Source organism: Microbacterium shaanxiense, from assembly GCF_054779995.1.
Window position 1 is genome coordinate 81,785 of sequence record NZ_BAAGXE010000003.1, and the last position, 22,556, is coordinate 104,340.

The window sequence follows — 22,556 nt, forward strand, 5'->3', positions numbered from 1 at the left end:
CGATCCACGATCAGCTGCTGCGTTCAGCGAGTGATTCTGCGAAGCGGGTCAGCGCTTCGCGCACGGTGCCCTTGGGCAGCGGTGCCAGGGCTTCGATGGCGTCGCGCGTCCAGGTGCGCGCGAGCTCGAGCGTGTTCTGCGTCACGATGTGGTCGCGCAGTCGCGCCAACGGCTGATCGAGGATCGCGGGGTCGGCGCCGTCGGCGATCCTCGCCACGCCGTCGTCGATCTGCGCCGCGAGGGCGGCGGACGCGGCATCCGTCTCGGCCTTCAGCAGCAGGTACGGCATGGTCGGCACGCCGGCGCGGAGGTCGGTGCCAGGGACCTTGCCGGTCTCCTCCGGCTTCGACGACAGGTCGATCACGTCGTCCAGCAGCTGGAAGGCGACGCCGACCTTCTCGCCGTACACGCGCAGCGGCTCTTCGAACTCGGCCGGCGCGTTCGAGAAGATCGCACCGCCCTGTGTCGCGGCCGCGATCAGCGATCCGGTCTTGTCCGCCAGCACCTGGATGTAGAACTCGATCGGGTCATCGCCCGGTTGCGCACCGACGGTCTCGTGCAGTTGTCCCATCACGAGGCGCTCGAAGGTGTCGGCCTGCAGGCGGATGGCGCGGTCGCCGTAGCGCGACATGAGCTGGCTCGCACGGGAGAACAGGATGTCGCCGGTGAGGATCGCGACGCTGTTGCCCCACACGGCGTGCGCTGCAGGGACTCCGCGTCGGCGGTCGGCGCCGTCCATGACGTCGTCGTGGTACAAGGATCCGAGGTGCGTCATCTCCAGCGCCTTGGCGATGTCGATCACGGCAGGGATGTTGCCCTCGCCGAGTTGTGCGGTCAGCAGCGTCAGCACGGGGCGGATGCGCTTTCCGCCGGCCTCGTAGAGGTAGCGGCTCGCGGCATCCGCGACGGAGTCGGCGACGCGGAGGTCTTCGGCGAGCCCATTCTCGACGAGCTCGAGGCCCTCTTCGATCTGGTCTGCCACCCGGCGCGCGGCGCGGCCGATGAATACGCGGTCGCTGAAGCCGAGACGGCTCGCGAGTCGCGAACCCGGGGCGGCAGGGCTCGAAGTCACGGTTCCACCCTACCTGGGGCTCACGCCTTCTTCGGTCGCGTGCTCCCAGCCGCCTTCGCGGCCTTGGCGGGCTTGGCAGACCGGGCGGGCCTTGCCGGCTTGATCCCGCGGTGCAGCGCGACGATGCCGAACGAGAGATTGCGGTAGGCGACGTCCTTCCACCCCGCCTCACGGAGCCACGCGGACAGCGTCCGCTGATCGGGCCAATCCTTGATCGACTCGTTCAGATAGTCGTAGGCGTCGCCGTTCGTGCCCGCGACACGTGCGACACGGGGCAGCACCTGCGCGTTGTAGAAGCGGTACAGCCCGCGGAACACCTTCCCAGGAGGCGTGGAGAACTCGTTGATGACGATTCGTCCACCCGGTCTGGTGACGCGCAGCAGTTCGGCGATCGCCTTCTTCGGCTGCTGCACGTTGCGCAGTCCGTACGACATCGTCACGGCGTCGAACTCGTCGTCCGCGAACGGCAGGTTCATGGCGTCGGCCTCGACGAACGACAGGTTCGGGAGGTGCCCGTGACGACGACGGCCCTCCGCGAGCATGCCTGGCGAGAAATCGGCGGCGACGACGTCGGCCCCGCTCATCGCGAGGGACGCAGACGAGGATGCCGTGCCGGCGGCGAGATCGAGGATCCGCTCGCCGCGCTTGGGAGCGACCGCGCGGGTGGTGGCGGCACGCCAGAGCGCGTCGTTGCCGAACGTCATCGCGGTGTTGGTGCGGTCGTAGCCTGCGGCGACCTGATCGAACATGCCGCTGACGCCCTGGGGATCCTTGCCGAGGTCGGCGCGTTTGGACTCAGTCACGCTTCCAGTCTAGGTCGGTCGAACTTCAGCGCCTCCAGACGATCGAGCCAGACATCGGCCGTCGCATCGTCGAACGGTGCGTGCTGCGCGCGCACGCGCGTCTCGAGGTCGAGGGTGAGCGCCTCGAGGTGAGCCATGACATCGGCGGGATAACCGAATCGGATGCTGTGCTCGGCCCACTCGTCTCGATCATCGACCCACGTTCCGCTCGGCCCCTCCGCGGGGTCGCGATCGCGCTCGAGACGGATCACGTCGAGATCCATGTCGATGCCGGTGGCGAGCGACGGATCGTCTGACCAGTGGATGTCCCAGCCGAGATCGATGTAGATGCGCATGCCGATCGGGTGATCGCGATTCACCGTGAGAGCGAAGTCGCCCGACGCCGGAACGAGCGTGACGTTCGGCGCTGCGGCGTGGAACTCGGCGCCGGGTCGGATGCTGTGCCATCCGCTCGGCTGCCCGATCCAGTCGCCCCAGCGATCGCTGCCGAGGTAGACGCAGTCATGCCGCCAGTGGGTGGATCCGTCCCACTTGCGCCACTGGAAGATCATCTCGGCACCGGGGTCGGGTCGCGCGCTCATGCGTTCACTCTATGCACCGGATCGGACAACTATTCTGGGGAGGTGAGCAGAAGCCTGATCGTGCAGACCCGTGAGATCGATCCGGTCGAAGACCTTCTGGCCTACGCACACCCCTCCGCCCCGCTGGCCTGGCTGCGTCGGGGCGACGGGATCGTCGCTGTCGGCGAGGCGATGCCCGCGTCCATCCGCATCCCGGCCGGCACTGCATCCGTTCGGTCCGCGATGATGGCGGATGCCTGGCGCGAGCTCGCGTCCGCGGCAGAGGTCGATGACCCGATCAACCTGCCGGGCACCGGGCTGGTCGGCTTCGGCGCCCTGACGTTCGACGAGGATTCCGCCTCCGACAGCGTGCTCATCGTGCCGTCGGTCATCCTCGGCAAGCGCAAGGGCCGGGGCTGGATCACGCGCATCGCGCTCGCGGGCGATGAGCTTCCGCAGGACCGGCCGGACGCCACGCTCGAACGGCGTGCCTACGGGCCGCACTGGGCCGGCACCCTCGGCCCCGGACAGCAGACCCCCGACGGCTATCAGGCCTCCATCCGCGCCGCGCTCGCGCGTATCGGCTCCGGCGAGATCAGCAAGGTCGTGCTCGCACGCGATCTCGCCGGAACCGTGCCGGGTGGAAGCGACCTGCGCAGACTCGTGCGCGAACTCTCGACGGGGTATCCCGACACCTGGACCTTCGCCGTGGACGGCCTGATCGGTGCGAGTCCGGAGACGCTGGTCACTGTGCAGGACGGGGCGGTGACCGCGCGGGTGCTCGCGGGGACGATCGGCCGCGGGGCGGATGCCGATGAGGACACGGCCGCATCTGCATCGCTGTCGTCGAGCGTGAAGGACATCGACGAGCACGAGTACGCGGTGCAGAGCGTGCTGATCTCGCTGCGTCCGCATACCAGGGCGCTGGCCTCGAGCGAGCAGCCGTTCCTGCTCAAGCTGCCCAACCTGTTCCATCTCGCCACAGATGTCGAGGGCGAGTTGTCCGATGGCGCGTCCGCGCTCGATCTCGTCGGCGCCCTGCATCCGACCGCGGCCGTCGCCGGAACCCCGACGAAGGCCGCGATCGCCGCGATCCGCGTTCTCGAGCCCTTCGACCGCGGCCGCTACGCGGGCCCTGTGGGCTGGGTCGACGGCGACGGCAACGGCGAATGGGCGATCGCGCTGCGCTGCGCGCAGTTCGAGGTCGGGTCCCTGCGCGGTGCGGATGATGCCGCCACGCTCGATGTGACCGCCTACGCTGGTGCCGGCATCGTGGCCGCGAGCGATCCCGAGAAGGAGCTGCTCGAGACCAGGGTGAAGTTCCGGCCGCTGGTCGACGCCCTGGCCTGATTCAGCGGCTCACGACCGTGCCTGCGTCGACGATCGCGTCGACGATCCGTTCCGCGACGGCGACCGCATCGATCTGCTCAACGATGCGGATCGTGCCCTCCCCCGGCTGGAAAGAGGTGCGCCCTTCCCCGTCGCCCGTGCGCTCGATCCGGATGCTTCCCGTGCCTGAGAACGCGAACAGTTCCGGCTCTACCAGGGTCAGTACGGTCACCGGATCGTGCGGAACGTTCCATTCCTCGTTCCAGAACCTCCACCACTGCTCGATCTCGGCGACCAGCAGACGACCGAGATCGCCTGCGTCGCCCATCCGATTCACCTGGTCCTTGCGGATCTCGACGAAGCGCGTGATCTCCAGACCCGTGACCGTCGCGGGGATGCCGGCCGAGAACACGATCTCTGCGGCAGCGGAATCGCTGCGGAGATTGTGCTCCGGTTCATCGCCGACGAAGGCTCCTCCCATGATCCAGAGATGGCGGACCGCACCGGCGAACCGGTCATCGGCGCGGATCGCCGCCGCGATGTTCGTGAGCGGCCCGATCGCCATCACATCGATCTCGCCCGGCTGGGCGATCACGGTCTTCACGAGGAAGTCGACGGCATCCTCGTCCTCGATCCGTTCGGTCTCGAGATCGTCGTGCAGCGCGCCCTCATGCCCCGCCCACCACACCTCTCGACCGGACAGCGTCTCCTCTCGTCCGGCGTACACCGGAACGTCGCGGCCCGAGAGGCCGATGATGCGTCGCGCCAGACGGGCACGGAGCGCGACGTCGCCGTACACTGTGGTGACCCCGATGAGATCGACGTCGCTGATGCCGAGCAGTTGGCTCAGCGCCATCGCGTCATCGACATCGGTGCCGAGGTCCGTGTCGAGGATGATTCGGTGGGTGCGCACGCGCGTACTCCTATTCCGGCCATGTCACGCATGGCGACAGTGCTACTTGAGTCCGGTCGTGGAGACGGACTGGATGAAGTACCGCTGGAAGCCCAGGATGATCACCAGCGGTATGAGGATGAGGATCACGGAGGCCGCGAACAGCACCCCGTAGTCGACGGCGAACTGCCCCTGCAGATTGGACAGGGCCACTGGTCCGACGATGTGCGCACGATCCGTTCCCATCAGCAGCGGCCACACGTAGGCCTGCCATTGGAACAGGAAGAGCATGAGACCCGCGCCGATGAGCGACGGCACGGACAACGGCAGGTAGATCCTCCAGAAGACGCCCCACCAGCCCAGCCCGTCCAGGCGCGCCGCCTCGACCAGGTCTTCGGGGACGGCGAGGAAGAAAGTGCGCAGCAGGAAGATCGCCATGCCGTTGCCGAGCCCGGGCAGTATCAACCCGAAGAACGTGTTCTGCAGATTCCAGTCCCGGAACATGTCGGCCAGCGGGATCGCGATCGCATCGAACGGGATCAGGAAGGACAGGATGACGACGGAGAAGAGCACGCCCCGCCCGCGGAACTGGAAGGCCGCGAGGCCGTAGGCCGCCGTCGCGCAGATCGCGAGCCCGAAGATCACCGTCACCAGGCTGATGAACAGCGAGTTGAGGATGGCTCGCCCCAGGTCCGAACCCGCCAGCGCCACGTAGTTGTCGAACGTGGGGGTGAGCGTGAGGAACGTCTGCCATTCCAGGGGGTTGAGATAGCGGAAGGTCTCCGCGCCGGGACGCAGCGAGTTGATCGCAGTCCACCACAGCGGGATGAGGAACGCGATTCCGATCGCGGCGCCCAGCACCGATGTGCCGAAGAGGCCGAGACGGCGCCGGGGCGCCCTGCCGCGCGCACTAGGGGTCATGTTCACCGTCATGTCAGTCCTCCGCCTTCAGCAGCCGGAACTGCACCCCGACGATCAGCACGGTGACCAGCACCAGGATCACGACCTCCGCCTGCGCGGTGTTCAGATCTCCGAGCGTGTACGCGCGGGTGAAGATGTCGTACATCAGCAGATTGGTCGACCCTTCCGGTCCGCCCTTGGTGAGGATCTGCACCGGTGCGAACACGAGCAGATTGGAGACGGTGTCCGCCACCAGCACGAACGCGAGCGGCCGGCGGACGAGCGGGAACGTGATGCTCCACAGCTGCCGCCACGACGATGCACCGTCCAGCGATGCCGCCTCGTAGTAGGAACGCGGTACGTCGTTGATCCCGGCGATCAGGAACATCATCCAGTAGCCGACGCCGATCCAGGAGAGCAGCACCATGATCGAGACGAGCGCCTGCTGCGGGGATGTGAGGAACGGCTGCGGTGGGATGCCGAAGAGGTCGAGGAACGCGTTGGCCAGTCCGTCAGGCCGGTAGATCACGCTCCACATCACCGCCGAGACCGCAGGGGGCACGGCGATGGGGAGGATGACGAGCGAACGCCAGATCTTCGCACCGGCGAGCCGCTTCGTGTACAGCACGGCGAGCAGGAACGACACGGCGACCTGGATCGGGTTGATCAGGACGGTGAACAGCAGGGTCACACCCAGAGCGCCTTGGAAATCGGGACTCGCGAACAGGTCGATGTAGTTGCCGAGCCCGACGAAGCGATCCCCGCTCAGGAGGCCGCTCTGGAACATGCTCTGCCACAACGCCACAGCGGCGGGTGCGATGCGCAGGACCAGCAGCGCGATCAGCGCGGGAGCCAGGAAGGCGAGCGCGATCAGGAGAGGGCTGCTTCGCCGCCGCGGTCTGCGCGCCGCCGTTCCGGTACGGGCGGCGACGCCCGTACCGGACGACAGACGCGACGTCATTACAGCTTGTCCCAAGCGGCTTCGATCTGGCTCGCGGCCTGTTCGAGCCGCTCGGCCGCGTCGGCGCCGTTGCGGATGTCGGCGAAGGCCTTGTTCATCTCCGCCTCGAACTGCACGTAACCGACCGATGTCGGGCGCGATACCGCGGTGTTCTCGACCTCGAACGAGATGAGATCTGCGACACCTGCCGCGCGCTCGCCCCCGAGCTCTTCGAGACCGGGGAGATACTCGGCTTCCGCGTCGGTGTTGGCCGGGATGATCGTCGTCGCTTCGGCCGTGGACAGCGCGCCCGCCGCGTCGAATGCCGCGAACTCGAGGAACTCGCGCGCGGCGTCCTTGTTCTTCGACGCGGTGTTGATCCCCCACGACCAGGACCCGGTCGGCGTCACGGCATCTCCGCCCTCGAAGTACGGCATCGGCGCGATGCCCCAGTCGAAGTCGGCGTCCGCAGCCATCCGGCCGACGTCCCAGGGGCCTCCGACGAAGAAGGCGGCATCGCCGTCGCTGAAGATCGGCGCTGTCTGGAAGCCGCCGACGCCGCGCGGGGAGAGCCCGCTGGCGAACGTCTCGCCGTACCAGTCCATCGCCTGAATCCACGCGTCGTTCGTGATGTCGGTCGTCAGCATCTCGTCGCCGACGATTCCGGATCCCCCGCCGAGCGATTCCGCGAGCGGCTGCAACTGGTAGTACGCCTCGATCTGCTCGAGCACCAGACCGTACTGCGTTCCCGACGCCTGCGCTGCGCGACCCGCCTCTTCGATCTGCTCCCAGGTCCATCGAGCCTCTGGGTCCGCGGTCGGCGCCTCGATGCCGGCCGCCGTGAGGGCGTCACGGTTGTAGAACATCAGTTGCGTCGAGTTCCACACCGACAGCGCCCACATCTTGCCGTCGTAGAGATTGATCTCGTACTGGCCCTCGCTCGTGGCCGCCTTCGCCTCACCCTCGAGATCGCTGAGGTCCTCGAGGAATCCCTGCGCCGCGAGCTGGGAGAGGTTGGGCTGATCGACGCCGTAGACGTCGATGGTGTCGTCGCCCGCGCCCAGCCGCTGCTGCAACGTGCTGGAGTACTGGTCGAAGGGCACCTGGGTGTACTCCACCGTGATGTCGGGATGCGAGGCCTCGAAGGCGTCGATGACCGGCGCATAGGTGGCCGGGTCGTCGGTGCCGAGGAACTGCAGTGTCCCCTCGGCGGAACCGGAGTCATCCGCGGCGGCCGAGCAGCCCGCGATGAACAGTGCTCCGATCGCTACTGCGGCAACCGACGCTGCTCGTGAACGCTTCATTGGTTCACCTTCCTGATGTGGGTGGGGCGTCGGTCGGGAAGCCGACGTCTAACCGCATAGACGAAGCGGTTAGATGGAACTCTAAACGACGCGGGGAGCGCACCGCAAGATGCACCGATCCTGTTAGCATCCAAGCAGGTCTAACCGCTTAGCCACCGCAGAGGAGAGTAGATGTCCACCGGACGCGATGTCGCCGCGCTCGCCGGCACCTCCACTGCCGTCGTCAGCTATGTGTTCAACAACGGTCCGCGAAACGTCTCCCCCGAGACGAAGGAGCGCGTGCTCGCCGCCGCTGCCCAGTTGAACTACCGCCCGAACGCGCTGGCCCGCGCCCTCAGCTTCGGCCGCACTGCGACTATCGGGCTGATCGTTCCCGACATCGCCAACCCCTACTTCGGTGAGCTCGCCGGGGCACTCGAGGACGCGGCCATCGAACGCGGCGATCTGTTGCTCATCGGCGACTCGCGTCTCAACACCGCACGCGAGGCCAGGCACATCGCGGCGTTCGTCGAGCGGCGCGTCGACTCGGTGGTGATGGTGTCATTGTTGGACGAGCCCGACTTCTCCGCGTTTCAGCAGGCGTCGATCCCCGTGGTCGCGCTGCATCCGCTCGCGTCGGATTCGCAGGTCTCCTCGGTGACGATCGACTACGAGGCGGCTGCCGAGGCGGCCACCTCGCATCTGACGGAGCACGGATTCGAGAGCATCGGTCTGCTCAACGGCCCCGCGCACTCCGTCGGCGCCGATCAGCACCGCCGCGGTTTCCTCCGGGCCATCGAAGCGAGCGGTCGCGAGATCCGACACGAGGAGCGCAACAGCGATTCCTCCCGCGCCGCCGCGTCGGCCGTCAGCATCCCGTGGCTGGAGAGCAGAGATCGCCCGGACGCGATCACCTGCGCCACGGACGAGCAGGCCAACGGCGTGCTGCACGCCGCCTATCGGCTGGGCCTGCGCGTTCCGCAGGATCTCGCAGTGATCGGCTTCGACGGCACCGAGCACTCGGGTTTCACCGTCCCCCCGCTCACGACAGTCCGCCAGCCGATCCGCGCCATCGCCACCCGCTCGATCGAGATCCTCACCGGCGACATCGCCGCGCCCGTGCACGAGTTCGCCGCGCACGAACTCGTCATCAGGGACTCCTGCGGGTGCACGCCGTCTGACTGACCGACGCCCTGGCCTGAATCAGCTCGCAGCCAGGCGCTTCTTCTCCGCCTCGATGTCGAAGTCCGCGGCCGGCCACTGCGGGTCGATCTCCTCCAGCGCCGCCAGCAGCAGCTCCTGAACGGCGAGCCGCGCATACCATTTGCTGTTCGCCGGAACGACGTACCAGGGGGCGACCTGCGTCGAGGTGCGGTCGAACACCGTCTGATACGCCTCCATGTACTGCGGCCACAGCATCCGCTCGTCGACATCACCGGGGTTGTACTTCCAGTGCTTGTCCGGACGATCCAGGCGCTCCATCAGGCGCTCCTTCTGCTCGTCCGGCGAGATGTGCAGCATCACCTTCACGATGCGGGTGCCGGATGCCGCGACCTGAGCCTCGAAATCGTTGATCGCGCCGAAACGGCGCTCGATCTCGTCCGGCGGCGCGAGCTCGCGCACCTTGCCGATCAGCACGTCCTCGTAGTGCGATCGGTCGAAGACCCCGATGAAGCCCGGTTCTGGTAGCCGCTGCTCGATGCGCCACAGGAAATCACGAGAGCGCTCCTCCTCGGTCGGCGCCTTGAACGCCGTGAGCGCGATGCCCTGCGGGTCGACGCCGCCGACGACGTGCCTGACGATGCCGCCCTTGCCTGCGGAGTCCATCGCCTGCAGCACCAGCAACACGGCATCCGTCGTGTCGCCCGTCCGGCTCGCGGCGTACAGCCGCTCCTGCAACTGCCCCAACGATTCGATGCCGACGGAGAGGTCCTTCTGGCCGCTCTTCTTGTCGCCGTCGTAACCGGGATGGCTCGCCGGGTCGGCGTCGGCGAGCCGGAACCCCTCGTCCACTCGCAGGATCTCGGGTGCTGCAGCCGACCAGCCTCGTGTGCTCATGCGTACATCCTGCCCGTAGACCGCCGACGAGCGCGAGGATTCAGAACGAACCCAGCGCCTCGGTCGGCTCGGCTTCGAGCTCGAGCGCGTCCAGCACGATCAGCAGTTGCCGCTCCTCGTAACGGAAATGGCTCTCCATGATCGCGGCCACTCCCTCGAGATGCCGATCGAGCTCTTCCGGAGCGGCACGGGTGTCGACCGCCGACTGCAGCCCGCCCAGCAGGTGCGCGATCATCGAGTGATCCTGCTCGAGCTTGCGCAGCACGGGTGCCAGCTCTGGGTGCGCTGCCTCGATCGCGGGGAACAGCACGTGGTCCTCGCTGCGATGGTGGCCATCCAGCGCGATGCAGAAGCCGTGGCAGTAGAGCAGCAGATCGCGCGCAGCTGTCGCCCCCGGTTCACCGTCGGCGACGGCCTGCCTCGTGACGCGCAGCGCGTCGCGCAGTGCGGCGTGCACCCGCCTGAGCTCAGCGCTCCACGCGGTGAACTTGCTCGTCTCGGCCTCAGTCACGGGGCAGCGGCACCTCGATGAGCTGTCGGCCCCCGACGGGTGTCGTGAGCACCTGATCCAGCGCGGCGCGCGTCGTGACGCGCTGATACGCCCACCCGTACGCGAGAGCGATCTGCTCGAGCTGCACGGTGTGCGGAGTGTAGAAAGCGCGGTCAAGGTCTTGCCTCGGCGCGGATGACGCGACCTCCAGCGAGTCGAAGATCGTGCCGCCGCCGTCGTTGCCGACGATCACCTGGATGCGCGGCTCGTTCTCGTCAGGCGGCAGCAGAAGCGCACCGACGTCGTGCAGGAACGCGAGATCGCCCAGCAGCACCCTCGTGACGCCCGCAGCACCCTCGGCCTGGCTGGCGAGCGCGATGCCCATGGCTGTCGAGACCGTGCCGTCGATGCCGGCGAGCCCACGGTTGGAGTGCACCGGCACCTTCTTGCCGCCGAGCACGGCGTCGGCGACGCGCACCAGCCGGGAGGATCCGAACATCAGACGATCGTGCGGCCAGGTCGCCCGCCACACCGCGTCGACGAGCAGCTCACGATCGAGCGGACGCCGCACGGCCTCGAGCTCGGTGCGCACCGCGTCGCGACGGGCGGCGAAGTCGGTGGAGGAGAGTCCCTCGTGATCCGGGGCCCTCTCGCTGAGGTCGACGACGGAGGCCGCCGACGCCTCCATCCACGCCCCCATCCAGGATCGGTCGGCCTCGCCTGGCGCGACGGAGACGGATGCCGCGGACACTGTTCGTCCGTTGAGATCGAGCGCCTCGCCGCCCGAGCGCACTGCGACGACCTGGACGTCGTCGCGGCGCAGCAGCGCGGTGACCTCGCGGCTGAGGGTGGGATGGCCGAGCACCACGGCGCGCTGGATCCGACCGCCGAGGATGTCGTCGCGGAGCATCTCACGGTAGCCGTGCACGATGTAGCGGCCGTATCGCGCTCCGCTGACGATCTCGGCGATCAGCGGCCACGTGCCGGTGTGGGCGATCTCCTCGGCCTCTGCTCCGGCATCCGCGCCCGCGATCACGACGGTGCGGAGGCCGCGGGGGAGAACGAAGGGCTCCCCCGGCGTCGCCGTCGGGGCCGGACCGGCAGCGACCGCGGCTTCCCCCACCGCTGCGGCGGACAGCGGCTCACGCGACGGAAGGTTCAGGTGCACGGGACCGGCGACTCCCGGCAGGGCCGTAGGGACGGCATCCGCTCCCATCGCCGCGATGACCGCGCGCTCGGCGAGGCGGTCCCACGTGCCGTCGCCGGGTACTGGGGCATCGAGTGAGAGTCTCACGAACGGGTCGAACAGTCCCGGCTGGATCGTCGCCTGATTCGCGCCGACGCCGCGCAGTTCCGGAGGGCGGTCCGCGGTGAGCAGCAGCAGCGGCACGCCGGAGTGGAAGGCCTCCATGGCGGCGGGAAGCAGGTTCGCCGTCGCCGTTCCCGACGTGCAGATGACCGCGGCCGGAACCCGCGTCTCGCGAGAGAGACCCAGCGCGGTGAATCCGGCGACCCGCTCGTCGATGCGCACATGCACGCGCACTGCGCCCTGACCGGCCAGGCGGGTGGCGGCGAGAGCGAGCGCCTGGGAACGCGACCCTGGCGAGATGACGATGTCACGCACCCCGTGCGCGATGAGTTCAGCCAGAAGGGATGCCGCGGCATCCGACGCCGGCGACGCCGTCACGATCGCGGCTCAGCCGCCGGAGGGTCTGTCTCGTCGTCCAGGCGGGCGAGTTCCTCTTCGAGGCGGCGGATGCGCTCGTCCTGCTCTGTCTTGCCGAGGCTGCGCAGGAACTCCGGGTCATCGTCCGGCGCGGTCTGGTGAATGCTCTCCTGGTCGCGGCGGCGCCGACGCCCGAGGGCGAACCAGAGGATTCCGCCGAGCACGGGGATGAGCACCACGATGGCGATCCAGGCGGCCTTCGACGCGCCACGGTGCCGCGTCGCCGGCTGCACTGCGCAATCGACGATGCTGAACACCCAGAAGACGAGGGCCAGAAAACCCCCGACGATCAATAGTCTCGCCACAGGTCCAGTCTAGGCGGGTTAACCGCTGGTGGATTCCTGACTCGGGACGCTCGGGGCGGCCTACGCTGAAGGCGTGAAGATCGAGGAGGCCGCTCTGGGTCCGGTGCGGATCGCCTGGACCTCCGCGGTGGACGACGCCGACCTTCTCGGCGCCGTGCGTGTGCTGGGGCCGTCGCAGAGGATCCGCCACGACAGCATGGATGCCGTGCGGGCGCGCCGATTCGCCACCGGACGACGACTCCTCTCCGCGCTCGTGCGCGGGCCTTCGGCCGGGGCCGTTCGAATCGAGAGCGTGTGCGACCGATGCGGAGGCGACCATGGCCGCCCCCGAGTCGAGGGAGCGCCGTTCGCCGTGAGCCTCAGCTACGCCGGCGACATGGTCGTCGCTGCCGTCGTGGGTCTGGATGCGGCATCGGCCGTCGGCATCGACATCGAGCGCCGCACGTCGGATGTTGACTCGCCGATGCGCGAACTCACGCACCTGTTCGCACCGCACGAGCCGCCAGGACTGCGCGAGTGGACCGAGATCGAGGCCGCCGTCAAGGCAGATGGGCGGGGGCTGCGAATACCGCCTGCGGACGTCGTATTCGGCGAGCGCTCCCCGATGCTCCCTGGCGGTCGGGTCGTCCACGTTCCCGGTCGACTGGAGCGCATGGAGGTCGCTCCTGCGCCGGGCCCTCCGGATCACATCGTCAGCGTCGCGGTCGTCGCTGCTGCGAGCGAGGCAGCGCCGGGAGCGGTGCGGCATCCAGCCACGCATGGAACAGCTCCGCGAGCGGCGCCCCGGTGATCTCCTCCGCAAGCCCGATGAAGTCGCCCGTCGTCGCGGTCTTCCACCGGAAGCGCTCGGCCCACGTGCGCAGCAACCGGAAGAACGACTCGTCTCCGACGGTCAGCCGCACGGCGTGGAGGGTGAGCGCGCCGCGCTTGTAGATCCGGTCGTCGAACATCAGATCGGGACCGGGCTCGCCGAGGATGATGTCCTGGTCGAGGCTCGCGAGGCGCCGGTGATGCGCCACGGCCTCGTCGTGCGTGCTGGCACCGCCGGAACGCTCGGACCAGATCCATTCCGCGTAGCAGGCGAACCCCTCGTTCAGCCAGATGTCGCGCCACTGCGCGAGGCCGACGCTGTTGCCGAACCACTGGTGCGCGAGCTCGTGGGCGACCAGTCGCTCCGAACCGCCTTCGCCGTCGGCGTGGTTCGCCCCGAAGATGCCGACACCCTGTGCTTCGAGCGGGATCTCCAGTTCGTCCTCGGTGACGACGACACGGTAGTCGGGGAGCGGATAGGCGCCGAAGGTCTCCTCGAACACCCTCATCATCTCCGGCAGGTCGGCGAAGTCCGCCAGGACCCGGCTCTCCAGCACCCGCGGGTAATGGAGTTCCCCCACGACACCCGCGAACTCGAGCGGCGTGGCGACGTATCGGCCGATCTGAACGGTCGCCAGATATGTGGCCGTGGGGATCTCTCGATCGAAGATCCACGTCGTCCTGCCGCCGCGGGTCGAGCGCGAGGTGGTACCGCCCGCGACGACGGTGTACGCGGAATCGGTGGTGAACGTCAGCCGGTACGTTGCCTTGTCGGACGGGAGATCATTGCACGGGAACCAGGTCGGCGCCCCCGTCGGCTGCGAGGCGATGATCACGCCGTCCTCCAGCTCTTCCCAGCCGATCGTCCCCCACCGCGACCGGCGCGGTCGCGGAGCTCCGGCATAGGCGATGGCGACCGCGAATGCGTCTCCCGCGGCGAGCGGAGTTCCGAGCGAGACCCGGAGCTTCCGGTCGCTCTGGCGGAACGGCACCGACTTGCCGGAATCGAGCCGCACACGAGAGGCGCGCAACCCGACGAGATCGAAGGACAGCGCGCTTGTCGCGGCGCGGACGTGCCCGCGCACGACCGCTGTGCCGCTGAGGCGGTTGGTCGTCACCTTGTAGTCGAGCTCGAGCTCGTAGTGGTCGACGCTGATGTTCGCGTCGCCGCTCTGCGCGACGTACGGGTCGCCGCTCACAGGTCGGCAGCCTGGTACGCGCGGACCTTGACCGCCCGCCACGGTCCGATCGGGTTCCCGCTCCAGCGGCTGCCGACCGGAACCGTCTCACCGCGCATCACCAGGGACGCAGGTCCGACGGTCGCGTCGGCGCCGATCGAGGCGGCCGGCAGGATCACGCTGTGCGGTCCGAGGGTCGCACCCGCGTCGAGTGTCACTGTGTCGGTGCTCATCACTCGATCATGGAACAGATGCGTCTGAACCACACATCCCCGGTTCACGGTCGCCCCGTCGCCGAGTGTGACGAGGTCGGGCTCCGGAAGCCAGTAGCTGTCGGTCCAGACGCCGCGGCCGACCTTGGCACCGAGTGAACGCAGCCACAGCGCGAGGATCGGCGTACCCGCTGCCGCATTCGCGAACCAGGGTGCGGCGAGCATCTCCGTGAAGGTGTCGGAGACCTCGGTGCGCCAGACGAAACTCGACCAGAGCGGGTGCTCGCCGGGACGGATGCGCCCGACGATGACCCACTTCGCGATCGTGCTGATCAACGCCGCGAGCAGGCCCGCGAGCATGATGACGGCGCCGGAGAGCACCACGGTCGCCACCAGCCCCCATGTCCCGATCATCGCGGCGAGCGCGAAGAGGACGGCGACGCCGAGAGCGCAGCTGACGACCACGGGAACGATGCGGCACAGCTCCCACAGGGCGCGGGCGACGCGAAGTGCGCCGCGCGGTCGGTACGTGCGCTCGAGGTCGGCGTCGTTGACCACGCGGCGCAGCCGCATCGCCGGCGAGCCGAGCCACGATGATCCCGGCTTCGACTTCTCGGGCGCCACTGAGAGCACCGCGACCAGACCGTCGCGCGGCACCCGGTGACCGGGACCGGCCATGCCGGAGTTGCCCAGGAAGGCGCGCTTGCCGATGCGCGCACGATCGATGCGCATCCATCCGCCCTTGAGCTCGTAAGCCGCGACCATCGTGTCGTCGGCGAGGAACGCGCCGTCGTCGATGGTCGTCATGGACGGGATCAGCAGCACCGTGGACGCCTCGACCTCGCGGCCGACCTTGGCGCCCAGCATCCTCAGCCAGATCGGCGTGAACAGGCTCGAGTAGATCGGGAACAGGATCGTGCGGGCGGAGTCGAGGAGCCTCTCGGTCGACCACGCCTGCCATGCGACGCGGCTGCGGACGGCGTGGATGCCCTCGTTCAGACCGATCGACAGCAGCCGGGTGAGCAGCACCACCAGCGCGGCAAGAGTGAGACCGGCTGCAAGCGTCGCAGGGACCAGCCATGCGGTGACGACGGGAAGGGCGGCGAGAAGCGATTCGGATCCCCGGATCGCCTGTGCGATCACGAGCACGCCGACGCCGTAGGCGATGAAGGGAAGCAGGGCGAGACCTGCGGAGGAGAGGCCGTAGACCCAGAGCCATCTGCGCGGAGCGGGCGGACGCTCCGGCGCCAGCGGGCTGGATGTTCCCCCCACGCGCACCGCGGGAGAGCCCGCCCATCGCTGGCCGGCCCTGACGCGACCGAACACCGCCGAACCAGGGGCGATCTCGGCATCGCGGCCGATCTTCGTGCCTGGCGCAAGGGTGCTCCGCGCGCCGATCGTGGCACCGGCACCGATGCGGATGCCGCCGATGCGCACGGTGTCGCCGTCGATCCAGTACCCGGAGAGATCGACCTCTGGCTCGATCGCCGCGCCCTCGGCGACGACGAGCATGCCCGTCACCGGCGGCAGCGCGTGCAGATCGACGTTCGGTCCGATCTTGGCACCGAGAGCGCGTGCGTAGTAGGTGACCCACGGCGCTCCGGCAAGGCCCACCGGATCGATCTGGTGGGCGATCTGCTCGGCCAGCCAGAGGCGCAGATGCACCCCTCCACCACGCGGGTAGTCGCCCGGTCGCACTCCCGCGAGCAGCAGTCTGGACAGGCCCGCCGACACCGCCATCCGTCCGAACGGGATCACGAAGATCAGCAGACCGAAGACGATGACCCACCATGGGGCGTCCGGTAGGAACTCGAATCCCGGCACGAGCTGCAGGAGCCAGCTGCCGGTGAGCAGCCACAGCGTCCAGCGGATGCCGGTGAGGATGAACAGCGGCACACCCGCGACGCTCTGCACCCACTGCATGATCCTCGGCGTGGGATGCGCCGTGCTGAAGGTCGCGGCCGCGTCGTCCTCGTCGGAGGCCTCCTCTTCGACGGCATCCGCCATCTGCCTGAGCTTCGGCAGATCGTAGACGTCGGCCATGGTGAACTCGGGAGCGCGGACACGGATGCGGGAGACGAGCTGCGCGGCGGCGAGGGAGCCGCCGCCGAGCTGGAAGAAATCGGCCTTCTCGTCGGCGGGCCGGATGCCGAGCACGGCCAGCCACTGCTCGGCGAGCCACGCCGCGGTGCCCGACAGCGAGGAGTCCGAGCCGGTTGTGTCTTCGAGCGGCCAGGGCAGCGCGGCCTTGTCGACCTTGCCTGACGTGCGCACCGGGAGGTCATCCATCACTGCGAGCAGCGGGATCAGCGGCGCCGGCAGCGTCTCGGCGAGCTCGGCGCGGGCGGTCTGACGGTCGAAGCCCTCGGCGGGGACGACGTAGCCGACGAGCAGCGGCACGCCGCCTTCCGAGCGCTGCACGACCACGGTGGCGGCGGAGACGGCAGACAGCGCCTGCAGAGCCGATTCGACCTCGCCGAGTTCGATGCGGCGTCCGCCGACCTTCACCTGGTCGTCGGCACGGCCCTGGAACAGCAGACCTGCGGGATCGGCGCGCACGAGGTCGCCCGACCGATAGGCGCGCTCCCAGCCGAGCGACGGCATAGGCGCGTACTTCTCGGCATCCTTGGCGGGGTCGAGGTACCGGGCGAGACCGACACCTCCGATGATCAGCTCGCCGACCTCGCCGTCTGCGACGCGGTTGCCGTCCGCATCCACGACGGCGAGGCTCCATCCGTCCAGCGGCAGTCCGATGCGCACGGGACCTTCGCCGTCGAGCAATGCAGCGCATGCCACGACCGTCGCCTCGGTCGGACCGTAGGTGTTCCACACCTCGCGGCCCTCGGAGACGAGGCGAGCGACAAGTTCGGGCGGGCAGGCCTCTCCCCCGAAGATCAGGAGGCGGACGTTCTCAATGGCGTCCTGAGGCCACAGTGCGGCCAGCGTCGGAACAGTGGAGACCACGGTGATCCCGTGGCCGAGGAGCCAAGGCCCGAGGTCTTCTCCCGAACGAACGAGCGCGCGGGGCGCGGGGACGAGACAGGCACCGTAGCGCCACGCGAGCCACATCTCCTCGCACGACGCGTCGAACGCGACGGAGAGGCCCGCGAGCACCCGGTCACCCGGACCGAGCGGTGCATCCTGCAGGAAGAGGCGCGCCTCTGCGTCGACGAAGGCCGCCGCGGAGCGATGCGTGACGGCGACGCCCTTTGGCACACCGGTCGAGCCGGACGTGAAGATGATCCAGGCGTCGTCGTCGACCGTGGGCATGGGCGCGGTGATTATCGCGCTCGAGCTCGGATGGGGCGCGTCGCCGTCGAAGAGAGCTCTCGTCGTCTCAGATGCCGCGGACGCCCGCGGTTCGTAGACTCCTGCTCCGGTGATCACGCCGGCGACGCCGGCCTCTCCGAAGACGAGGTCCGCCCGCTCCTGAGGGTCGTCGGCGTCGACGGGCACGTAGGCGGCACCGGCGGCCATGATCCCGAGGATCGCGATGTAGAGCTCGCGGTCGCCAGACGGCATTCGCACGCCGACCCGGTCGCCCTTGTCCACGCCGTTCTCGCGAAGGCGTGCGGCGGTCTGCCAGACGAGCGCCAGCAATTCGGCGTAGCTCAGGGCGCCGTCGGCGTCTTCCAGTGCCGATGCCTGCGGATGCTGCTCGGCGGATGCTCGGAGGATGTCGATCAACGTACGCGAGGCGGTCGCGTCGCCGGAGTGGTCGAGATACTCCTGCATCGGCGGGTTCAAGCCGACAGAAGGGTGATCAGCTGCGCCTTGTTGAGCCGGGAGAATCCGGTGCGGCCCTCGGCGGCGGCGCGTGCGCGCAGCTGCACGACGGTGAGAGTCGACAGATCGGATGCTGCGGGTGCAGTGGCCTTCGGTGCCGCGGTGCGCGCCGCAGCAGGCTTGGCGGCGGGCTTGGTTGCAGCAGCGGGCTTTGTCGCGGCCGGCTTGGTCGCAGGCTTCGCCGCGGCAGGCTTGGTCGCAGCGGGCTTCGAAGCGGCAGGCTTGGTCGCAGCGGGCTTCGAAGCGGCAGGCTTTGCCGCAGCGGGCTTTGACGCAGCAGGCTTGGTCGCGGCAGGCTTGGTCGCAGGCTTCGCAGCGGCAGGCTTGGAAACGGGCTTCATGACCGTCTCGGCCGTCTCGGCCTTTTCGGCCTTCTTTGCCTTCGCCGCCTTCTTCGCAGCCTCGGCTTGCAGCTTCTTGGCGGCCTCGGCCTTCGCTGCCAGCTTGCTCTCGATCTTGTCGGCGGTCTTCTCGATGCGATCGATCGCGGCGACCGCCTTCTTCTCGACCTTGCGCGGGCTGCGTTCGACCTTCTTCTTCTTCGCCTTCGAGACGTCCTTGGCGTCGTCTGCGAGGGCGCGGAGCTTCTTCGCGTCCTTCTTCGGGAGCGTCTTGCTCAGCCGCTTGGCGTCCTTCGCGGCCTCAGCCGCGGCATCCAATGCAGCGTTCGCCGACTTCACGGCCTTGGTGATCTTCGCCATCTTCACTCCCTCATTCCGCATGTCCGCCGCGGGATGACGGCGTACTGCATGCGGCGCACATCGTACAGGGGCAAGAAGAACGGTACGGAAACTGTCATGGGGCAATGTCGTCTGGTCCGTGCCCCGGTTGGTGCTGGTGGCCCCACAACGGTGACCGATCCGTCCAACGCTCGAATTCCTGAGCGACAAGACGCGCCAAGAACGATCGTTCACGGCTGAGATGCGTAGCTCTCGGACGAGAGTGCTCGAAAACGGTCGCCAGATCTAACCGTGCTCTGCGGGACACACGTGACTCATGACCTGAGGTGGACGGTGTCGTTCAGGCGAGCGACCGTGCGATTGTGGAAGTAGTCGTCTTCAACCAGTCGGGTGATGCTGCCGGAGTCCACCTTGAAACTCGCGTGGGTCAGAGCATCGAGCGGCATGCCGATCCAGCGAGCGATGACTAGGGTCGCGGATCCTCCGTGGGTGACGATGAGCTTCTGTCGCGGGGAGTCGGACAGGATCATCTCCATGCCTGCGTAAACGCGACGCGCCCATTGACGTTTCGTTTCGGCGCCTTCGAGTCCTTCGTCATGGTCCATTCGTTCGCCGTCCAGAGGTGGCGGCACGAATCTCTCACGGAACCAGGCATCGGGCTCGCCCTCGCCGGCGCCGTAAGACTTCTCGCGTAGCTCGGCCAGCCATATCGGCTGAAGATCTAGTTGCTCCCCGATAGCAGCCGCCGTTTGGGCGGTCCGGCGAAGGTCGGAGCTATAGAGCGCTGCGTCCGGCTGCACGCTCGTTGCAAGGGCCGACGCGATTCGTTGAGCCTGTTCGACTCCGCGCTCTGTCAGTTCCGAGTCGAACCATCCTCCGACGCGATGTTCCACGTGATGGGTTGCTTCGGGATGAGTCACGACGAAGAGTTCTTTCACGTCCGCGATTAAAGCACGCCACTGCGCATCAGTTTGCGCCCCTCACTCCGGGCCTCACGCCCTGTCTGCTGTCAGTTCCGACCGGAAGGGACCAGTTCGCCCACGAGGGTCTCGATGCGCGCCCTGATCTCGTCGCGGATCGGGCGCACCGAGTCGATGCCCTGGCCTGCCGGGTCATCGAGCTTCCAGTCCTCGTAGCGCTTGCCCGGGAAGAACGGGCAGGCGTCGCCGCAGCCCATCGTGATGACGACATCAGAGGCCTGCACCGCTTCGGTGGTGAGCACCTTGGGCTGCTCGGCGGTGATGTCGATACCGAGCTCGGCCATGGCATCGACCGCGATGGGGTTGATCTGATCGGCCGGCATGGATCCGGCGGAGCGCACCTCGATGCGGTCGCCGGCGATGTCGCGGAGGAATCCGGCCGCCATCTGGGAACGGCCGGCGTTGTGAACACAGACGAAGAGGACGGAGGGCTTTGAAGCAGTGTCGGTCATGACGTCTCCTTGAGTAGGTCGTGGACAAGAACTCGCACGCGGGCGGTGATGTCGTCGCGGATGGCTTCGACGCCTTCGCGCGAGGCGAGGGCCGGGTCGCCGACAGCCCAATCGTCGTAGCGGACGCCGGGGATGATCGGGCACACATCCCCGCAGCCCATCGTGATGACGACATCGGCGGCCCTGACGGCGTCGTCGGTCAGCGGCTTCGGGAATCGCTCGGCAGCCGCGCCGCCCTCGATCTCGGCGAGCAGCGAGCGCACGTGCGGGTGGATGACGTCGGCGGGGCTGGATCCGGCCGAGCGCGCGACGACCCTGCCACCGGCGAGCTGATTGACGAGTGCGGCGGCGAGCTGCGAGCGGCCGGCGTTGGCGACGCAGACGAACAGCACCTGCGGGACTGCCGTGTCGCGGTCGCGGGTGAGATCGCTCAGTCGCTGCCTGGCGAAACGCTCTGCGAGCGGGATCAGGGCTGACGTCACCCGGGCTGTGCGGGCCAGGGCGGTGTACGACTCCCGAACGACGGTGAGGACGACCGCTTCGCCCACCTCCGGAACCTCGGCCGACAATTCCTGAGCGAGGCGGGTCACACGGGCGTCGAAGTCCGGTCTCAGGGACGACTCGGATGCCCCATCCGCGTCAGAGACTTCGACGGTGGCCGGCGCGAACGAGTCCAGCAGGGTCGTGACAGCGCGGCGCCGGCTCGGATTGATCCGGTACCAGACCCAGGTGCCGCGGCGCTCAGATGTCAGCACATCGACGTCCTTGAGGACCTTGAGGTGATGCGACACGGTCGGCTGCGACACCTCGGCGAGCTCGGCGAGGTCGCAGACGCAGGACTCGCCGCGGGGGTCGGAAGCGATCGCGGACAGCATGCGCAGCCGTAGGGGGTCGGACAGCGCCTTCAACGTCGCGGCGACCGAGGACGCGGCATCCTGACCGATCGCGTGCGTGCTCACGGGGCTGCAGTTCTCGTCAGCGGTCACGGCGACGCTCATGATGGTGTCCTCACATCGGTGTACGGATCGGTGTGGAACCAGCGTCTGGCCGCCCAGAGCGAGACGTAGACGAGACCGACGAGCACGGGCACTTCGATCAGCGGGCCGACGACGCCTGCGAGCGCCTGGCCGGACGTGGCACCGAACGTGCCGATGGCGACCGCGATCGCGAGTTCGAAGTTGTTGCCGGCCGCGGTGAAAGCCAGCGTCGATGAACGTGCATAGCCGAGGCCGAGGGCCTTGCCAGTCAGCAGCCCCACGAACCACATCACCGCGAAGTAGACCAGCAGCGGCAGAGCGATCCGCGCCACGTCGAGCGGGCGGGAGGTGACCTGCTCCCCCTGCAGGGCGAACAGCAGCACGATGGTGAACAGCAGTCCGTAGAGTGCCCACGGACCGACCTTCGGCAGGAACTTCTCCTCGTACCAGCCGCGGCCCTTGCGACGCTCCCCCACGAAGCGGGACGCGAACCCGGCCAGCAACGGGATGCCGAGGAAGATGAGCACGTTCAGGGCGATCGCCCCTACCGAGAAGTCCAGCCCCTGCGTGTCCAGCCCCAGCCATCCGGGGAGGACGGTGAGGTAGAACCAGCCGAGAAGCGAGAACGCCACGACCTGGAAAACCGAGTTGATCGCGACGAGCACGGCCGCGGCTTCCCTGTCACCGCAGGCGAGATCGTTCCAGATGACGACCATCGCGATGCATCGGGCGAGGCCGACGATGATGAGGCCCGTCCGGTACTCCGGCAGGTCGGGCAAGAACATCCAGGCCAGGGCGAACATCAGCGCCGGGCCGATCAGCCAGTTCAGCACGAGGGACGAGACGAGCAGCTTCTTGTCACCCGCGACGGCTGCGATCTTGTCGTAGCGGACCTTGGCGAGGACCGGATACATCATCACCAGCAGGCCGAGCGCGATCGGGATCGAGATCCCGCCGACCTCGAGCCGGGCGAGAAGCGTCGACACGCCGGGGACGAAACGCCCGAGCAGGATGCCGACGAGCATCGCGAGCCCGATCCACAGCGGCAGCCACCGGTCCAGCGTGGACAGGCGACGCGTCGCGGCGGGTGCGAGAACGGTCGGCGCGCTCACACGCGGGCCGT

General features: G+C 68.2%; 21 protein-coding genes. 3 read left to right on the forward strand and 18 right to left on the reverse strand.

What is annotated here, in order from left to right:
* Window positions 1-10 precede the first annotated feature (10 nt).
* Genes ACYVG2_RS10015 through ACYVG2_RS10025 form a run of 3 tightly spaced genes read right to left on the reverse strand, consistent with a single transcriptional unit; the run spans window position 11 to window position 2,456 of the window.
* Entirely contained in the window at window positions 11-1,072 is a 1,062-nt protein-coding gene (locus ACYVG2_RS10015; RefSeq protein WP_460780829.1) for a polyprenyl synthetase family protein, read from the reverse strand.
* A 20-nt stretch (window positions 1,073-1,092) separates the two neighbouring features.
* Entirely contained in the window at window positions 1,093-1,875 is a 783-nt protein-coding gene (locus tag ACYVG2_RS10020; RefSeq protein ID WP_460780830.1) for a ubiquinone/menaquinone biosynthesis methyltransferase, read from the reverse strand.
* The gene (locus ACYVG2_RS10025) at window positions 1,872-2,456 is read right to left on the reverse strand and encodes a hypothetical protein (protein WP_460780831.1); all 585 of its coding nucleotides are present in this window, start codon (window positions 2,454-2,456) and stop codon (window positions 1,872-1,874) included. The genes ACYVG2_RS10020 and ACYVG2_RS10025 overlap by 4 nt, the downstream gene beginning before the upstream one ends.
* Before the next feature lie 42 nt (window positions 2,457-2,498).
* Between ACYVG2_RS10025 and ACYVG2_RS10030 the strand changes: the two genes are divergently transcribed.
* Complete coding sequence (locus tag ACYVG2_RS10030; RefSeq protein WP_460780832.1) at window positions 2,499-3,785, forward strand: isochorismate synthase; 1,287 nt, start codon at window positions 2,499-2,501, stop codon at window positions 3,783-3,785.
* A 1-nt stretch (window position 3,786) separates the two neighbouring features.
* Here the strand turns inward: ACYVG2_RS10030 and ACYVG2_RS10035 are convergent, their stop codons facing one another.
* Genes ACYVG2_RS10035 through ACYVG2_RS10050 form a run of 4 tightly spaced genes read right to left on the reverse strand, consistent with a single transcriptional unit; the run spans window position 3,787 to window position 7,800 of the window.
* The gene (locus ACYVG2_RS10035) at window positions 3,787-4,677 is read right to left on the reverse strand and encodes a nucleoside hydrolase (RefSeq protein WP_460780833.1); all 891 of its coding nucleotides are present in this window, start codon (window positions 4,675-4,677) and stop codon (window positions 3,787-3,789) included.
* 42 nt (window positions 4,678-4,719) lie between these two features.
* A complete protein-coding gene (locus ACYVG2_RS10040) occupies window positions 4,720-5,589 on the reverse strand; it encodes a carbohydrate ABC transporter permease (RefSeq protein ID WP_460780835.1) in 870 nt (289 codons plus the stop codon).
* Between the two features lies 1 nt (window position 5,590).
* Window positions 5,591-6,517, reverse strand: a complete 927-nt coding sequence (locus tag ACYVG2_RS10045; RefSeq protein WP_460780836.1) for a carbohydrate ABC transporter permease — start codon at window positions 6,515-6,517, stop codon at window positions 5,591-5,593.
* Entirely contained in the window at window positions 6,517-7,800 is a 1,284-nt protein-coding gene (locus ACYVG2_RS10050) for an ABC transporter substrate-binding protein (protein ID WP_460780837.1), read from the reverse strand. Before ACYVG2_RS10050 ends, ACYVG2_RS10045 begins: the two co-directional genes overlap by 1 nt.
* A 171-nt stretch (window positions 7,801-7,971) precedes the next feature.
* Here ACYVG2_RS10050 and ACYVG2_RS10055 point away from each other — a divergent pair, with 171 nt between their 5' ends.
* On the forward strand, window positions 7,972-8,964 hold the full coding sequence (locus ACYVG2_RS10055; RefSeq protein ID WP_460780838.1) for a LacI family DNA-binding transcriptional regulator: 993 nt from the start codon (window positions 7,972-7,974) through the stop codon (window positions 8,962-8,964).
* A gap of 18 nt (window positions 8,965-8,982) precedes the next feature.
* Here the strand turns inward: ACYVG2_RS10055 and ACYVG2_RS10060 are convergent, their stop codons facing one another.
* Genes ACYVG2_RS10060 through ACYVG2_RS10075 form a run of 4 tightly spaced genes read right to left on the reverse strand, consistent with a single transcriptional unit; the run spans window position 8,983 to window position 12,358 of the window.
* Window positions 8,983-9,837 (reverse strand): PPK2 family polyphosphate kinase, encoded by an 855-nt coding sequence (locus ACYVG2_RS10060; protein WP_460780840.1) that lies wholly within the window; start codon window positions 9,835-9,837, stop codon window positions 8,983-8,985.
* A 40-nt stretch (window positions 9,838-9,877) separates the two neighbouring features.
* Window positions 9,878-10,348: a hemerythrin domain-containing protein gene (locus ACYVG2_RS10065; protein WP_460780841.1), complete on the reverse strand. Its 471-nt coding sequence runs from the start codon at window positions 10,346-10,348 to the stop codon at window positions 9,878-9,880.
* Window positions 10,341-12,014 (reverse strand): 2-succinyl-5-enolpyruvyl-6-hydroxy-3-cyclohexene-1-carboxylic-acid synthase, encoded by a 1,674-nt coding sequence (gene menD, locus ACYVG2_RS10070; protein WP_460780842.1) that lies wholly within the window; start codon window positions 12,012-12,014, stop codon window positions 10,341-10,343. The genes ACYVG2_RS10065 and menD overlap by 8 nt, the downstream gene beginning before the upstream one ends.
* Window positions 12,011-12,358, reverse strand: coding sequence for a PLD nuclease N-terminal domain-containing protein (locus ACYVG2_RS10075; protein WP_033106027.1), 348 nt, complete (start codon window positions 12,356-12,358; stop codon window positions 12,011-12,013). Before ACYVG2_RS10075 ends, menD begins: the two co-directional genes overlap by 4 nt.
* A 73-nt stretch (window positions 12,359-12,431) precedes the next feature.
* On the opposite strand from ACYVG2_RS10075, the gene ACYVG2_RS10080 reads away from it, so the two are divergent.
* The gene (locus ACYVG2_RS10080; RefSeq protein ID WP_460780843.1) at window positions 12,432-13,148 is read left to right on the forward strand and encodes a 4'-phosphopantetheinyl transferase family protein; all 717 of its coding nucleotides are present in this window, start codon (window positions 12,432-12,434) and stop codon (window positions 13,146-13,148) included.
* Here the strand turns inward: ACYVG2_RS10080 and ACYVG2_RS10085 are convergent.
* From ACYVG2_RS10085 to arsB, 7 genes are all read right to left on the reverse strand, one after another.
* Window positions 13,051-14,367 carry a M1 family metallopeptidase gene (locus ACYVG2_RS10085; protein WP_460780844.1) on the reverse strand — a complete coding sequence of 439 codons (1,317 nt, stop codon included), beginning with the start codon at window positions 14,365-14,367 and terminating at the stop codon, window positions 13,051-13,053. The genes ACYVG2_RS10080 and ACYVG2_RS10085 overlap by 98 nt on opposite strands.
* Window positions 14,364-18,293, reverse strand: coding sequence for a Pls/PosA family non-ribosomal peptide synthetase (locus tag ACYVG2_RS10090; RefSeq protein ID WP_460780845.1), 3,930 nt, complete (start codon window positions 18,291-18,293; stop codon window positions 14,364-14,366). The genes ACYVG2_RS10085 and ACYVG2_RS10090 overlap by 4 nt, the downstream gene beginning before the upstream one ends.
* An 8-nt stretch (window positions 18,294-18,301) precedes the next feature.
* Entirely contained in the window at window positions 18,302-19,045 is a 744-nt protein-coding gene (locus ACYVG2_RS10095) for a hypothetical protein (protein WP_460780846.1), read from the reverse strand.
* Window positions 19,046-19,338: 293 nt separating this feature from the next.
* Window positions 19,339-19,962: a histidine phosphatase family protein gene (locus ACYVG2_RS10100; RefSeq protein ID WP_460780848.1), complete on the reverse strand. Its 624-nt coding sequence runs from the start codon at window positions 19,960-19,962 to the stop codon at window positions 19,339-19,341.
* A gap of 71 nt (window positions 19,963-20,033) precedes the next feature.
* Window positions 20,034-20,456 (reverse strand): arsenate reductase ArsC, encoded by a 423-nt coding sequence (locus ACYVG2_RS10105; RefSeq protein WP_460780849.1) that lies wholly within the window; start codon window positions 20,454-20,456, stop codon window positions 20,034-20,036.
* Window positions 20,453-21,454 (reverse strand): metalloregulator ArsR/SmtB family transcription factor, encoded by a 1,002-nt coding sequence (locus ACYVG2_RS10110; protein ID WP_460780850.1) that lies wholly within the window; start codon window positions 21,452-21,454, stop codon window positions 20,453-20,455. Before ACYVG2_RS10110 ends, ACYVG2_RS10105 begins: the two co-directional genes overlap by 4 nt.
* Entirely contained in the window at window positions 21,451-22,545 is a 1,095-nt protein-coding gene (gene arsB, locus ACYVG2_RS10115) for an ACR3 family arsenite efflux transporter (RefSeq protein ID WP_460780851.1), read from the reverse strand. The genes ACYVG2_RS10110 and arsB overlap by 4 nt, the downstream gene beginning before the upstream one ends.
* Window positions 22,546-22,556: the final 11 nt, after the last annotated feature.

What these genes read in the sequence shown, in the direction of transcription:
- ACYVG2_RS10025 (WP_460780831.1), bottom strand. Translation starts at nt 2,456, where the DNA reads ATGAGCGCGCGACCCGACCCCGGTGCCGAGATGATCTTCCAGTGGCGC.
- ACYVG2_RS10040 (WP_460780835.1), bottom strand. Translation starts at nt 5,589, where the DNA reads ATGACGGTGAACATGACCCCTAGTGCGCGCGGCAGGGCGCCCCGGCGC.
- ACYVG2_RS10045 (WP_460780836.1), bottom strand. Translation starts at nt 6,517, where the DNA reads ATGACGTCGCGTCTGTCGTCCGGTACGGGCGTCGCCGCCCGTACCGGA.
- ACYVG2_RS10050 (WP_460780837.1), bottom strand. Translation starts at nt 7,800, where the DNA reads ATGAAGCGTTCACGAGCAGCGTCGGTTGCCGCAGTAGCGATCGGAGCA.
- ACYVG2_RS10055 (WP_460780838.1), top strand. Translation starts at nt 7,972, where the DNA reads ATGTCCACCGGACGCGATGTCGCCGCGCTCGCCGGCACCTCCACTGCC.
- ACYVG2_RS10060 (WP_460780840.1), bottom strand. Translation starts at nt 9,837, where the DNA reads ATGAGCACACGAGGCTGGTCGGCTGCAGCACCCGAGATCCTGCGAGTG.
- ACYVG2_RS10090 (WP_460780845.1), bottom strand. Translation starts at nt 18,293, where the DNA reads ATGCAGGAGTATCTCGACCACTCCGGCGACGCGACCGCCTCGCGTACG.
- ACYVG2_RS10095 (WP_460780846.1), bottom strand. Translation starts at nt 19,045, where the DNA reads ATGGCGAAGATCACCAAGGCCGTGAAGTCGGCGAACGCTGCATTGGAT.
- ACYVG2_RS10105 (WP_460780849.1), bottom strand. Translation starts at nt 20,456, where the DNA reads ATGACCGACACTGCTTCAAAGCCCTCCGTCCTCTTCGTCTGTGTTCAC.
- ACYVG2_RS10110 (WP_460780850.1), bottom strand. Translation starts at nt 21,454, where the DNA reads ATGAGCGTCGCCGTGACCGCTGACGAGAACTGCAGCCCCGTGAGCACG.